Source organism: Bacillus sp. AFS037270, from assembly GCF_002585305.1.
The window spans coordinates 23,159-38,342 of sequence record NZ_NUNF01000006.1 but is presented as its reverse complement, the minus strand read 5'-3'; the positions used below and the strand labels follow the sequence as shown (position 1 = coordinate 38,342).

The following is a 15,184-nucleotide window of genomic DNA, read 5'->3' as shown; positions in this document are numbered from 1 at the left end:
AATTGCTAGGCTGGGAGTTTGAAACTATCAAAAATATTTCTACTATTATATAGAGGTGATAAATATGCCGAAAGTAATCATGACATTTCCTAAAGGGAAGCACAAAGTATTAACGATGAGCTATGACGATGGCAGATCAGCAGATAGAAAACTTGTTGAAATCTTTAATCGTTATGGGATAAAGGGAACTTTTCATTTGAATTCAGGGTTAATGGGAATGGGGGATCGAATACCGAAAGAGGAAGTTCTCCGCCTATATGAAGGACATGAAGTATCCACTCATACCGTCACTCATCCGACGATTGCCAGGTCGCCAAAAGAACAATTAATCGAAGAGATAATGGATGATCGTAAAAACTTAGAAAATATTGTAGGTTATACTGTCAGGGGATTATCTTATCCAAATGGCTCCTACAATCAACTTATTAAAGTAATGCTTCCATTCTTAGGAATCGAATACGCCAGGACGGTACATAGTACAGGCAATTTTTCCATACCGGATGATTTTATGGAATGGAATCCAACCTGCCACCATAATCGAAACTTATTAAAACTAGCTGAGGAATTTGTCCAGCTCCATAAAAAACAATATTTGTATATGATGTATGTTTGGGGTCATAGCTATGAATTTGATCAGGATCAAAACTGGAATTTAATCGAAAACTTTTGTGAATATATTGGTAATCGTAGTGATATTTGGTATGCTTCCAATCTTGAGATTGTAGATTATATAAAGGCATTCCAAAATTTAAAATTCTCTGCCAATAGTCATTTTGTTTATAATCCCTCTGTTCTTTCTGTCTGGTTAAGTGTGGACGAACAAATTGTCGAGGTTAAAGCAGGGGAACAAATGAATCTAGTGAAAAACTAGTGAAATTGAAACCAGTCAAACCATCGACTGGTTTCTTTTTTTAAACCTACATATTGGTATTGTTAGTTTCATTTTTTAATTCTTCTTTGGCAATTTGTTCCATACTGTTACCGCCGTAATCGGGAACATTACCTGCGTGCTCACGATGATATTCAGAACCGGATCCTTCTGGACTGTTGATTGAATTCTGATTCTTATTATTTTGTGCAGCCACTGCATTCACCTCCTGGCTATCCTACAAAATGATAACTTTTAGCAGTCGTGATGTTTATTAAGATGAAGCGGTGGTGGGATTAGCCAGCCTTTTTCTTTATTTAGACGCAAGATCTTCGCACCAAGTGCAGCTTTTTGTGTATGGAATTGTCCATACATCATTGCGACATCTTCCCTAATAGACATTCCAATAACTTGACTGCATGCAACTAACCCTGCAGCCGTATCAACTGCAAGGGTAGCAGCAATCGCTGGGTCGGGAATTCTAGCACCAATTGGAATATCTTCTAAACAAGCCTCAGGCGGGTCAGGCATTGCTGGAGGAAGGCCGACGCCGTTTTCCTTTAAGAGCCCCTCAATTTGCTTTTTTTGCTGTTCGCCTGTCTCAATAACTTCTACTAGTAATTTTTTTAAGTCCTCATCACCGGCATGATTTAACATGGTTTTATAACCGGAGATCATATTGTTGCCAGCTAATTGTGATGCCCAAATATCAAAAACTTCGCCATAATGCAATGGCTCTTCTTTTGGATTTCCACTTAATATTCCCATCGTTACCCTCCTTATCGTATTAGAAAAATGGTTCAGGATGAGTGCCTCCTTTCCTGAAGTGCACAAAGATAGTTTTCCTACACTTATAAGAATTAATCCTTTAATTATTATGGAATGAATATGACAGGAACTTTGATACAAATATACATTTTCAAAGTTTGTTCATTAATTGTTCATATTTACCTGTTAAGATAGATGTTAGTGAATTTGGGTTGAATCTTCTATTTAAATGTCAAATCTTTTTTGTCATAATATTGCACTATGAGGTGATGAGAAACAATGAATAAACTACTACACAAGGGTCAAAGTATTTTTAATAAATATATTGGCTTTTTCTTTTTGTCTGTACTTCTATTATGGTTGAAAACCTATTTTGTCCAATTAACCCAGTTTCAATTAGGGATTGAAAATACATTACAAAAATTTCTCCTGTTCTTTAACCCATTAGGTTCTTCCTTAATTTTCTTAGGAATTTCAGCCTTTTTTAAAGGAAGAAAAAAATATACTGTGATGATGATTATTTATTTTCTATTATCTTTTCTACTATATGCAAACGTCCTTTTTTACCGTTTTTTCAACGACTTCATCACTTTACCGACCTTAACACAGACACAAAATTTTGGTGACGTAAGTGGAAGTGTGCTCACTTTATTAAGACCTTATGACATTCTTTTCTTTGTTGATTTTATTGTATTGGTGGCACTTCTTGCTTTTCGTTTTGTTAAGATTGAGGTTAAAGATATAAAGCGTAGGAAAATCTCGGTATTATACTCTTTAGCACTTGTTATATCTTGTGTAAACTTGTCGCTGGCAGAATTAGACCGTCCACAATTACTCACTAGAGGATTTGACCGAAATTATATCGTGAAATACCTTGGTATGTACAATTACACCATTTACGATGCCGTTAAAAGTACACATGCTTCCGCACAACGAGTAATGGCGAGCAGCGATGATATTACAGATGTTATTAACTATACGAAATCTAATTATGCTGAACCGAACCCCGCTACCTTTGGGGCAGGTAAGGGTATGAATGTGATTTACTTACACCTTGAATCCTTCCAAAACTTTTTGATCAATTATAAGTTAAATGGGGAAGAGGTTACACCGTTTTTAAACTCATTGATAAAAGACCAAAATACAATGTATTTTGATAACTTTTTTCATCAAACAGGTCAGGGAAAAACATCTGATGCAGAATTTATGCTCGAGAATTCTTTGTTTGGCTTACCAGAGGGATCTGTTTTTACAACGAAAGGGTTAAACACCTTTCAAGCTGCACCTGCCATTTTAGGGCAGAATGGCTATACTTCAGCTGTTTTCCATGGGAATTCTGGAAGTTTCTGGAATCGTAATGAAATTTATAAATCGCTTGGTTTTGACAAGTTCTTTGATGCCAACTATTATAAGATTAATTCTGCTGATGAGGCCGAATATGGTTTAATGGATAAACCGTTCTATCAGCAATCCATCCCACTATTGGAATCATTGCCGCAGCCGTTCTATACTAAATTTATTACGGTTGCTAACCACTATCCATATGCGATGAATCAAAAGGATGCAACCATCGCACCTGCTACAACAGGTGATAGTTCTGTGGATGGATATTTCCAAACAGCACGTTATGCGGACGAAGCGTTAAGACAATTTTTTGACTACCTTAAGAAGTCTGGTCTATATAATAATTCCATTATTATTATGTATGGTGATCATTACGGTATCTCTGAAAATCATAATAAAGCGATGGCGCAAATACTTGGAAAAGAAATTACACCTTTTGATAATGCTGGATTACAACGTGTACCATTGTTTATCCGTGTCCCAGGCATGCAAGGTGGGGTGAACCATGAGTATGGCGGTCAAGTTGACCTTCTTCCAACGCTTCTTCACCTATTGGGAATTGATACAAAAGATTATGTTCAATTCGGTACGGATTTACTGTCTAAACAACATGATAGTTTAGTGGCATTCCGAAACGGTGACTATGTGAGCCCGACGATTTACTCGGTTGATGGTAAATATTATGATTCAACTACAGGATTAAAGCTAGAAACGGACAAGTTGCCTGAAGCCAAGAAATATAAACAATTGGTTCAGGAAAAACTTACTTTTTCGGATAAAGTAGTCAATGGCGATTTATTACGTTTCTATACTCCGAAAAACTTTACTCCTGTTGACCGAACAAAGTATGATTATAATCCTACTCATCAGAATAGTAATGAACAAACAAATGATAGCAATTAGAAGGCTGCCGATTTAAGGCAGTCTTTTTTTTGCCGCCATTAAATTAATTGCCCCGGTATTCCTTGAATCTGGATACTCTAATAGTGAAAAGCTATAAGATGAAACTTCTCAGGGGGTGAGGGAATAATGGGAATTTGGAGAATTTATATAAATGATTGGAAAAATATTCGTCAGGTGCCGATCGTTATTTTGTTAGTGGGAGCACTCACGCTCCTTCCATCCGCTTATGCTTGGATTAACATTAAAGCGATGTGGGATCCATACAGCAATACATCTGGAATTAAAGTGGCAGTTGCCAATGAAGATGAAGGGACCGAAATTCGAGGGAAAAAGATAAACGTAGGAAATGAAATTGTACAAAATTTAAAAAATAACAAGAAACTCGGCTGGATATTTGTTAATCGCTCTACCGCGGAGGACGGCGTCGAAAAAGGTAATTATTATGCTTATCTAATCATCCCAAGAGACTTTTCAAAGAAACTAACCAGCATACTTGAAATTAATTCAACAAAGCCGCAAATTCTATTCGGTGTAAATGAAAAAATTAATGCTGTTGCCCCGAAAATTGCCAGCTCTGGAGCATCGGCCGTAACAGCTCAAATTAGTCAGGCCTTTGTGAAAACAGTTGGAGATGCTATTTTTTCAGGTTTCTATAAAGCAGGAATTGAGTTAGAGAAAGCATTGCCATCCATACATAATATGGAGGACCAAATCTTTACATTAGAAAAGGCCTTGCCGCAGATTGAGGCTATGGGAAAGAAAACAATTGAGCTCGAGGGAAAGCTGCCCCAAATTAAAGAAAAGGGACAGAAGATAATAGAATTGGAACAAAGGATTCCCGAGATTAACCAGGCAGGCAGCAGTATTTTAAAAGTAGAAGCTAATCTGCCACTCATCCATGAAGCCGGCAATAAGGTATTGGCACTTCAACAAAAAATGGCCGATATGAATCGCATAAATGAAATTGTAACCCAAATTGGAGAGCAATTATCTGAAATTGAGGCAAATATTAACCAATCAATCAATCGTTCTGGACAGACAGGAGCTCAAGGTGAAACTAGTGAAAATCAGGCACAGTTAACACAGCTTCATGAGGAACTTGTACGTATTCATAATTCCATTCAACAGGCTCGGGGTGACCTAGAGCAAAAGGTATCAGAAGGAGAATCGATTGTTAACTCCTCTGCTAATTTTATTAAAAATGATCTTCCGACAATTGAGGGGAAAATTCATAAAGCGGCTAATTTTGTTCGAACTGATCTGCCTACATTAGAGGCTGACATTCGAAATGCTGCTAATCTGGTTAGAACAAGGCTTCCTCAATTAGAAACAGCTGTCCATAAAGCTGCTGATTTTGCAAGAAATGACTTGCCAAGCTTTGAAGTGCAGATCAGAAGTACAGCTGCTAAACTGCGAAGATTAAAAGGCAGTGTGGATGTGAATGATCTAATTCAATTTTTAAAACATGACCCGCAAACAGAAAGTAACTTTTTATCCAATCCGGTTTTATTAAAAACAAAAAGGATATTTCCTATCCCTAATTACGGTTCAGCGATGACCCCATTTTATACGATGCTAGCACTTTGGGTAGGGGCAACATTCCTGATCGCCTCACTTCGAGTAGATGTGGAGGACAACAATCATCAGTTTAAGAGCTATCAGGTTTACTTTGGAAGACTGCTTACCTTTCTGACCATAGGGATCCTTCAAGCTGTAGTTGTTTCACTTGGTGATATATATATCATTCATACTTATGCCGCTGATAAACTATGGTTGGTTCTCTTTAGTGTCTTTATTGGGATTGTTTTTGTAATCATCACGTTTACTTTATGTTCTGTTTTCGGCACAATTGGAAAAGGGTTAGCAATTATTCTTTTGGTGCTACAAATTTCAAGTTCCGGTGCCACTTTTCCTGTAAGTACTACTTCAGCCTTTTTTCAAAGGATATATCCTTTTATGCCGTTTACATATGCGGTTAGTTTGCTGCGCGAAACGGTAGGAGGAATGGTTGAAGAAGTGGTGGTAAGAGATGTGATTTACTTGCTAATCTTTGTGGCTGCCAGCTTTCTTTTAGCACTTATCTTGAAAGAACCTCTGAGTAAACGAATCCAAAAGACTGCAGAGTTGGCAAGGTCTTCAAAAATTATTCAATAAGCAACCTACTTTTGTAATAATCCAGCATCCGTTAGGGTGCTGTTTTTTCTTGACAAAAAACAAATAAATGTGTTATTAAAATAATTGTTAGCACTCGGTGGATAAGAGTGCTAAAATATAAGTATATTTTGCAAAAAGGAGAGGTCTTGATGGAAACAAAGCAGTTTAAAGCAGAATCCAAACGATTACTGGATATGATGATCAACTCTATTTACACACACCGGGAGATTTTCTTAAGAGAGTTATTGTCAAATGCAAGCGATGCGATCGATAAAATTTATTATAAAGCCTTAACAGATGATACATTAACCTTTAACCAAGATAGTTACTACATAAAAGTCACTGCTGATAAGGACAATAGATTATTGATTATCACCGATACCGGCATTGGGATGACGAAGGAAGATCTTGAAAATAACCTTGGTACAATTGCGAAAAGCGGTTCGTTAGCTTTTAAAAAGGAAAATGAACTTAAAGACGGTTACGATATTATTGGACAATTCGGGGTTGGCTTTTATTCAGCATTCATGGTGGCAGATGAAGTATCAGTGATTAGTAAGGCTCTAGGTAGTGATGAAGCCTTCAAATGGGAATCTAAAGGAGCGGAAGGCTATACCATCACTCCATGTGAAAAGGATTCAGTCGGTACGGAGATTACGTTGAAAATAAAAGAAAATACCGAAGATGAGAACTATGATGAGTATCTTGAAGAATATCGATTAAGGTCTATCATCAAAAAATATTCGGATTTTATTCGCTATCCTATTAAAATGGATGTAACAGAACGTAAGCTCAAAGAGGGCAGTGAGAACGACTTTGAGGAAGTCGTCGAAGAACAAACCATTAATAGTATGGTTCCTATTTGGAGAAAGAATAAGAAGGATTTAACCACAGAAGACTATGAACATTTTTACTCAGAAAAACGCTACGGTTTTGACAAACCGCTAAAACATATTCATATTAGCGTTGACGGTGCTATTAGATATAATGCCATTCTTTATATCCCTGAAAACATCCCGTTCGATTATTACACACAGGAATATGAGAAGGGGTTAGAGTTATATTCAAATGGCGTGTTAATCATGAATAAATGCGCTGATTTGCTGCCTGACTATTTTAGTTTCGTTAAGGGAATGGTGGATTCTGAAGATCTTTCATTAAATATCTCAAGAGAGATGCTTCAGCATGATCGTCAATTAAAGCTTATCGCCAAAAATATTAATAAAAAAATCAAAAGTGAATTATTGTCGATCATAAAAAATGAACGAGAAAAGTACGAAGAGTTCTTTAAAGCATTTGGCAGACAACTAAAATATGGTGTTTACAGTGATTATGGAACCCATAAAGAAGAACTCCAGGATTTATTAATGTTCTACTCATCTAAGGAGAAAAAATTGGTCACTCTTGACGAGTACGTATCAAGAATGCCGGAGGACCAAAAATATATTTACTATGCAACTGGTGAATCGATTGAACGAATTGATAAACTGCCGCAAACGGAATTAGTTGCAGATAAAGGGTATGAAATTCTATATTTCACCGATGAGATTGATGAGTTTGCAATAAGAATGCTAATCTTATATAAAGAAAAAGAGTTTAAATCAGTTTCCAGCGGTGATTTAGGATTTGAAGCGGATGAAAATCAAGATACGGCTGCAGAGGAACAAGACAATAAAGAACTGTTTGACTTTATGAAAAATGTTCTAAACAACAAGGTTAAAGATGTAAAAGTATCGAAACGACTTAAAACTCATCCTGTATGTTTATCTACTGATGGGGCAGTATCGATCGAAATGGAAAAAATCCTGAATGCTATGCCAAATAGTCAAAATGTGAAAGCAGACAAGATCCTAGAAATTAATGTCCAACACGAGGTGTTTGCATCATTAAAAGATGCCTTTGAAAAGGACAAAGACAAGTTAACCTTATATACAAACTTGTTATATAATCAAGCATTGCTGATTGAAGGTTTACCAATCGAAGACCCAGTCGAATTTACAAATCAACTATGCAAAGTAATGGTATAAAAAAGGAGGGATTGCAGAAGGCTGCAATCCCTTTTTTACTAAAAAATATGAACTCTAGTTCAATTTTTGTGGAAAATATGATATAATCATATAAAGAACATATTTATGGTAATTCCTAATAGATTGGATGATTATATGGCAAAATAAAATTAATAAGGAGTGGTTGAATGACAGAATTAATGAAGGAAAATCTAAAGCATCGAAAACTTCCGCTAACAAGGATAATTGTGAGAATTATTATGATCACTATCGGAGCCATTCTTATGGCGACAGGACTAGAAATATTCTTAGTTCCGAACCATGTTATTGATGGGGGAATCACCGGTATCTCCATCATGCTTGCACATATTACCGGATGGAAATTGGGACTCTTTCTATTTCTATTGAACCTGCCTTTTGTGTATATGGGCTACAAACAAATGGGAAAAACCTTTGCTTTTTCAACCATTTATGGAATTATCGTTTTATCCATTTTTACTTCCTTTTTTCACCCTATTCCCCCTTTTACAGAAGATATCCTCCTGGCAACCCTATTTGGCGGAATGATTTTAGGCATTGGAGTGGGTCTGGTCATCCGTAATGGCGGGGCATTAGATGGCACAGAAATATTAGCTCTTGTCATTAATAAAAAGGTTCCTTTTTCGGTTGGACAAATTATTATGTTTATGAACATATTTATATTGGGGGCAGCAGGATTTGTCTTTTCTTGGGACCGTGCCATGTATTCCCTTTTAGCATATGTAATTGCATCGAAAGCAATTGATACGGTTGTCCAAGGACTCGAAGAAACTAAATCCGTCTGGATTATTAGTGACAATGCAAAAGAGATTGGAGATGCCGTTAATGACCGTTTAGGACGGGGAGTCACCTACTTAAACGGTGAAGGCGCTTATACAGGGGATAATAAGAAAGTCATTTTCAGTATCATTTCCCGAATAGAAGAATCCAAACTGACGACCATTGTCGAGGAAATTGATCCTACAGCGTTTTTAGCCATTGCTGACATAGCGGAAGTTAGAGGCGGCCGTTTTAAGAAACGCGATATTCACTGACTTATTACGCAATGGGTAAAGCAAAAGGATCCGTCACCAAGACAGATCCCACCCGTTACACTTAATGACCTAGTTCAACATCATCAACATGGTTAATGTGCTTTCTGTTTATTAAAATGAACAGAACAGAGAGAAGGACAAAAATACCTCCGACTATAAAAGGAATTGAAGAATTATAAATTTCTGCAAGCTTACCCGCCATAAATGGTGCAATCGCACCGCCAATAAAGCGAAGGAAGCTGTAAGCGGCCGACGCTGTTGAGCGTTGTACCGGTGCAGCATTCATAACAGCGGTGGTAATGAGTGTATTATTATTACCTAATAATGCACCTGCCGCTATTACACAAGTAATGATAACTGCTTGTGAAGATGTCCATGTTCCCATGATAAAAAGAAGAATACCGAACATGACTAGCATCGCACACATGGTTTTAATAGTTCCAAACTTTTGCTGTAGTTTAGGAGCCATAAAAACAGAGGTAATCGCCAGTAAGATACCCCAGCCCAGGAATACAAATCCAAGCCCATGTTCATCCAATCCCATGACAAACGGGGCATAAGCGAGTAGCGTAAAAAAACCAAAATTATAAAGGGCAGCCGTGATCCCGAAAACCAATAACGAACGGTGTTTTAAGGCACGGAAAGGATCTGCAAGTGATGTTTTCGCCTGGCTCTTTTGATCCTGTTTAGCCTTGGGCATTAATACAATTAAACCAATAAAGGCTATTATCATCAGTGATGCAACGCCAAGAAACGGTCCTCTCCAGGACATCGCCCCTAACCATCCTCCAAGAAGCGGGCCTACAGAAATTCCTAGTCCAATCGCAGCTTCATACAGAATGATGGCTTTGGCCGTTCCACTATTGGATAACGACACAATGGCTGCAAGAGCAGTGGCAACAAATAAAGCATTTCCTAAACCCCAGCCTCCACGAAGACTGACAAGCGCCCAAATCCCATTTGAAAAGCCTCCAAGTGCAGAGAAGACCGCAATGATGACAATCCCTGAAAGAAGGGTCCACTTGATTCCCAGTCTAGAGGAAATCATTCCGGTAATAAGCATTGCCACTGCCATTACCGCATTATAGCTGGTGAACAATAGGGTAACTTGACTATGTGAGGCATGTAATTGTTCTGCAATGGCAGGTAAAATGGGGTCAACAAGGCCTAAACCCATGAATGCAATGATGCTGGCAAAAAATACTGCCCACACTGCTTTTGGTTGTGTTAATAAAGATGCCTGTAACTCTGGATTTGAAGTGTTTTTGCTTGAGGTTGACGCAATCGATTGCGGTGTTGATGCCATTTACATTACTCCTTTTCTTTGTATATTTGTTCCATCCATCGTTCGTCTGCTTGAGAAAATTCATCAATAAAGTAACGGAATATTTTTGAGAACTCGTTTCTCGAAATATTTCGTACGAATACCCCTTAAGGACAAATAGTTGTATGATGAAACTATATGATTGTATTATACAACTATTTTTCACTACGTCAATGATGTTTTCATATGCACGACGAAAATAAAAAATTAATTATCTTATGATATGATAATGTGTAGGAATATTGAATACTGTGAGGTTATAAAATGAATAAAAATGCCCTAGAAATGATCGAACTTGAATTAGCGATCCTGCTTCGCCGAACGACATCTGATAATAACCATAAAAAAGTTGGGAGTCTTGACCGATCTGCCTATCTGCTGCTTCGCCGAATTGCTATGAAAGGGGCAGTAGGCGTAAAGGTCTTAGCGGGTGAATTCCAATTAGATATATCAACAGTAAGCAGACAAGCAGCTGCTTTAGAGCAGAAGGGCTTCTTGTATAAGATACCTGATCCGTTAGATGGGAGGGCATATACCTTTCAAATTACCGAGTTAGGGAAAAAGGAATTATGTGAACATATGCAGGCTCGGATGGACCGAATAACAGAATTACTAAAAGATTGGCCTGAAGAGGAGTGCCGGGTTTTTGGTGAGTTGCTTAGAAAATTCAATTATTCGTTTTTAGAAGGATAAAACGATGGTGAAAGGCTATTAAATATGGATAGAGGTAACCGGTAAGTTGTGAATAAGAACTTACCGGTTACCTCATTTTTTTATTTTAAACCTCTCTTTCATATAAATATCCTTGTTTTAAAATTTACAATATTGAAATAATATTGAGATGATTATAACATGAATACGTTAGTAATATAAGATTTTATAAAATAAAGATTTTGACAAAATTCTACACGGTTATCAAAAATCCACGTAAATTCATCGGTTATTTAGTTGGACATAAAGACAAAATTACTGTTTATTTTGCAAATAAAATAAAAAAGATATATCGTGGTACGAAATATTATTATATCGACAGAATAATTAGAGATTGATGCAAGAATTAAAGCGGAACTAGAGACATAGCCCATTTTTACTGTTATTATTTTTTTGTATCGATAGTTGTTTATAAAAAAGGAGACAGAAAGCAATGATTACAAACAGAACCGAACAAGATTTCTTAGGAAAAAAAGAAATCCCAAAGGACGCCTATTATGGTATTCAAACACTTAGAGCGGTTGAGAATTTCCCTATCACAGGGTACTCCATTCATGAAGAATTGATTAAAGCATTGGCAATGGTAAAAAAGGCAGCAGCAATAGCAAATATGAATACAAAGAGATTATATTCCGGGCTTGGTGATGTCATTTGTCAAGCTGCCGATGAAGTGATGGCAGGAAAGTGGAACGACCAATTTATTGTTGATCCAATTCAAGGTGGAGCCGGGACGTCCATGAACATGAATGCAAATGAAGTAATCGCCAATCGGGCGCTTGAATTGCTTGGTCATGACAAAGGAGCTTATATTCATTTAAGTCCGAATACACATGTCAATATGTCGCAATCGACGAATGATGTTTTCCCGACAGCCATTCATATCGCTGCACTAAAATTACTTGAAAAATTACTCGTGACCATGAATGATATGCTTGCCGTTTTTAAGGAGAAGGCAAAACAATTTGAAAACGTTATCAAAATGGGGCGGACCCATTTACAGGATGCAGTTCCCATCCGACTTGGTCAAGAATTTGAAGCTTACTCTCGTGTTCTTGAACGTGATCTTAAGCGGATTTCAAACTCTAGAAATCATTTATATGAAGTGAATATGGGTGCCACAGCAGTTGGGACGGGCTTAAATGCGGACCCTCAATATATTATTGATGTGGTTAAACAGCTTGCCGACATTAGTGGATTGCCATTAGTTAACGCCGAGCATCTCGTGGATGCAACCCAAAACACGGATGCCTATACAGAGGTTTCGGCTGCATTAAAAGTTTGTATGATGAATATGTCAAAAATAGCCAATGATCTGCGCTTAATGGCATCTGGCCCGAGGGCCGGTCTAGCAGAAATAAGTTTGCCAGCCCGCCAGCCCGGATCTTCGATTATGCCAGGAAAAGTAAATCCAGTCATGCCGGAGCTCATTAACCAAATTGCCTTTCAGGTTATTGGAAATGATCATACCATCTGTCTTGCTTCCGAAGCTGGTCAACTGGAACTGAATGTGATGGAGCCGGTATTAGTGTTTAATTTACTGCAATCAATCAGTATTATGAACAATGGATTCCGTTCCTTTACCGATTATTGCTTGAAGGGAATCGAAGCCAACGAGGCCCGTTTAAAGGATTACGTTGAAAGAAGTGTCGGTATTATTACGGCAGTCAATCCGCATTTGGGGTATGAAGTAGCAGCTAGGATTGCTAGAGAAGCCATCGTCAGTGGCAAATCCGTTCGCGAATTATGTTTGCAGCATGATGTGCTTACAGAAGAAGAATTAGATCTTATATTAAATATATTCGAAATGACCAAACCAGGAATTGCTGGAGCAGCACTTTTAGATAGAGACTAAAAATATAAGCCCTCATCCCGATGTTTTAATTACGGATGAGGGCTTTTCTGTTTTACAGACTAAAACAGGAAAATTCGAATGTAAATGTAACAAATGCTAACAATAAGGGAGATATATACAACTAATTTGTAAAGGATGGTGTTGGTTGATGGATACCTTTTTATTGCTGATGACACTCGTTTCGATTGTCATCGTTGTTCTAGGAGTATCATGGTTTAAGTGGCATGCGTTTATCAGCTTGCTTGTGGCTAGTTTGTTTTTAGCGTTAGTATCAGGGCTATCGCTGGATAAAATTGTTGCAGCCTATGAAACGGGTGTAGGCGGGGTCCTTGGACATTTAATCGGGATTTTAGCTCTAGGAACCATTTTAGGTAAAATGATGGCAGACTCTGGAGCGGGCATGCAGATTGCTGAATATTTTATTCGCGTTTTTGGTGTTAATAAATTACCATGGGCCATGATGCTGTCAGGTTTTATTATTGGTATTCCCGTATTTTTTGAAGTGGGAATTTTAATTCTATTACCTTTAGTTATTTCGATTCACAAATCATCTAAACAAAATATTTTATTAATTGCCTTGCCGTGTATCGCAGGATTATCAATCGTTCATGGACTGGTTCCGCCGCATCCTGGGGCATTGGCAGCCATCAGTATCTACAAGGCAAATCTAGGGAAAGTCCTTTTATATTCGTTAATTATTGCGATTCCAGCCGTTATTATTGCTGGTCCATTGTTTGCAATGTGGGTTAACAAAAGAGTTGTACCACAAGGAGAACCTGAGTTGATTCGAATAAGTAAGGAAGCTAAATCATTACCAGGTACAGGTATTTCTTTTTTCATTATTCTGTTGCCAGTGTTACTAATGATTCTATCAGCGGTTGCTCCTTACTTAAAATTAACTGCGGGGATAACGAAATTTCTCATTTTCATTGGAAGTCCAATTATTGCCCTCTTGATCTCTGTCTTTGTTGCTTATTATTTCCTTGGGCTACGGCGAGGGATGGGGAAAGAAGTTATTAAAAAATTGACAGAGGAATGTTTATTGCCAGTTGGTTCCATCGCTTTAATCATTGGGGCTGGTGGTGGGTTTAAACAAATACTAATCGAAAGTGGAGTAGGGGATACAATCGCACGGATGGCAGAGAATTTATCGCTATCACCACTTGTATTGGCCTTTTTAATTGCTGGTTTAATTCGAATTGCTACAGGATCCGCTACAGTAGCCTTAACCACTGCCGCTGGAATTGTTTCGCCAGTGGTAGCTGGGATGACAGACGTGAATCTTGAATTGCTGGTTATCGCGACGGGCGCAGGATCGTTAATGTTTTCACACGTTAACGACGCCGGTTTCTGGATGGTTAAAGAATATTTAGGTTTAAGTGTTCCGGAAACCTTTAAAACGTGGACAGTCTTAGAAACCATTCTTTCTTTCGTGGCGTTTGGGGGAGCGTTGCTGTTGAATATGTTTTTTTAGAAAGACAACTTAAAAAGGTGCCAACTACTATAGTAATGTTGGTGCTTTTTTGATAAAAAAGAAAAAAGGGCACCAGCGCCCTTTTTTCTTTTATAGAAGATAATTATTTTTGCTCCTTTTCCTTCTTTTTATCAGGTTTGCGCTCACTTAAGGAACGATAAATTTGTGTATACATACTGCCTTGTTCAATATTCTCAAGGAAAAATGGACCAATCAGCTCTATGTATTCTTCGTCTTCGAACATTTTTTTATTTTGTAATTCCATTTCTGCTAATCCTTCATAGATCGATAGGAGGGCGTAGGTATGATCCTCTCCGGATATCGGTGTGAGAATCTCGACCTTGTGATCATAATTTTCAGTTCTGAACTTTTTAATTTCCCTTAAATTTTCAATACCATCTTTAAACTTATCTTGTTTAATGACAAACGTCTGATGAACATAAACAGACATTTAAGCACCTCCAAAAAATGAACAAAATCTTGATATTACTATTTACCTATCGCCTGTTTTTATTCAAACTTTTTAGTGCAAAATATTTATTTTTATGTTAATTCATCAGAAAAAGTACTTTTATTATTAGGATAAAGTGATAAAATGAACCCATGATTTGTTAATCTATTACAGAAAAATGGAAATATTATTGGGATAATTAGGATAAAATATGAAACTATTTTCGGTAATAATCGTCAAATCATATAGTAATAGA

At 37.4% G+C, this 15,184-nt stretch carries 12 protein-coding genes; 8 read left to right on the top strand and 4 right to left on the bottom strand.

Annotated features, from left to right (window positions below; translation table 11 throughout):
* The first annotated feature begins 64 nt into the window (after positions 1-64).
* Positions 65-871 carry a polysaccharide deacetylase family protein gene (locus COD92_RS02680; RefSeq protein WP_098528111.1) on the top strand — a complete coding sequence of 269 codons (807 nt, stop codon included), beginning with the start codon at positions 65-67 and terminating at the stop codon, positions 869-871.
* 46 nt (positions 872-917) lie between these two features.
* Here COD92_RS02680 and COD92_RS31750 read toward each other — a convergent pair whose 3' ends face one another.
* Together COD92_RS31750 and COD92_RS02675 are read right to left on the bottom strand one after the other, a co-directional pair.
* Complete coding sequence (locus COD92_RS31750) at positions 918-1,085, bottom strand: hypothetical protein (protein WP_176541082.1); 168 nt, start codon at positions 1,083-1,085, stop codon at positions 918-920.
* Between the two features lie 38 nt (positions 1,086-1,123).
* Entirely contained in the window at positions 1,124-1,636 is a 513-nt protein-coding gene (locus COD92_RS02675) for a DUF3231 family protein (RefSeq protein ID WP_098528112.1), read from the bottom strand.
* A gap of 279 nt (positions 1,637-1,915) precedes the next feature.
* Between COD92_RS02675 and ltaS the strand changes: the two genes are divergently transcribed.
* The 4 genes from ltaS to COD92_RS02655 all read left to right on the top strand — a co-directional run bounded on the left by ltaS (position 1,916) and on the right by COD92_RS02655 (position 9,116).
* A complete protein-coding gene (gene ltaS / locus COD92_RS02670; protein WP_098528113.1) occupies positions 1,916-3,883 on the top strand; it encodes a lipoteichoic acid synthase in 1,968 nt (655 codons plus the stop codon).
* Between the two features lie 126 nt (positions 3,884-4,009).
* Positions 4,010-6,037 (top strand): YhgE/Pip domain-containing protein, encoded by a 2,028-nt coding sequence (locus COD92_RS02665; protein WP_098528114.1) that lies wholly within the window; start codon positions 4,010-4,012, stop codon positions 6,035-6,037.
* Between the two features lie 149 nt (positions 6,038-6,186).
* Positions 6,187-8,064 (top strand): molecular chaperone HtpG, encoded by a 1,878-nt coding sequence (htpG, locus tag COD92_RS02660; RefSeq protein WP_098528115.1) that lies wholly within the window; start codon positions 6,187-6,189, stop codon positions 8,062-8,064.
* Between the two features lie 167 nt (positions 8,065-8,231).
* The gene (locus COD92_RS02655) at positions 8,232-9,116 is read left to right on the top strand and encodes a YitT family protein (RefSeq protein WP_098528116.1); all 885 of its coding nucleotides are present in this window, start codon (positions 8,232-8,234) and stop codon (positions 9,114-9,116) included.
* Between the two features lie 61 nt (positions 9,117-9,177).
* Here the strand turns inward: COD92_RS02655 and COD92_RS02650 are convergent, their stop codons facing one another.
* Positions 9,178-10,422 (bottom strand): MFS transporter, encoded by a 1,245-nt coding sequence (locus COD92_RS02650; RefSeq protein ID WP_098528117.1) that lies wholly within the window; start codon positions 10,420-10,422, stop codon positions 9,178-9,180.
* 282 nt (positions 10,423-10,704) lie between these two features.
* Here COD92_RS02650 and COD92_RS02645 point away from each other — a divergent pair, with 282 nt between their 5' ends.
* The 3 genes from COD92_RS02645 (at position 10,705) to COD92_RS02635 (ending at position 14,477) form a co-directional block, all read left to right on the top strand.
* Complete coding sequence (locus tag COD92_RS02645) at positions 10,705-11,133, top strand: MarR family winged helix-turn-helix transcriptional regulator (protein WP_098528118.1); 429 nt, start codon at positions 10,705-10,707, stop codon at positions 11,131-11,133.
* Positions 11,134-11,584: 451 nt separating this feature from the next.
* Complete coding sequence (aspA, locus tag COD92_RS02640; protein WP_098528119.1) at positions 11,585-13,003, top strand: aspartate ammonia-lyase; 1,419 nt, start codon at positions 11,585-11,587, stop codon at positions 13,001-13,003.
* 148 nt (positions 13,004-13,151) lie between these two features.
* Complete coding sequence (locus tag COD92_RS02635) at positions 13,152-14,477, top strand: GntT/GntP/DsdX family permease (RefSeq protein WP_098528120.1); 1,326 nt, start codon at positions 13,152-13,154, stop codon at positions 14,475-14,477.
* Positions 14,478-14,580: 103 nt separating this feature from the next.
* Here the strand turns inward: COD92_RS02635 and COD92_RS02630 are convergent, their stop codons facing one another.
* A complete protein-coding gene (locus COD92_RS02630; RefSeq protein WP_098528121.1) occupies positions 14,581-14,928 on the bottom strand; it encodes a hypothetical protein in 348 nt (115 codons plus the stop codon).
* Positions 14,929-15,184 lie beyond the last annotated feature (256 nt).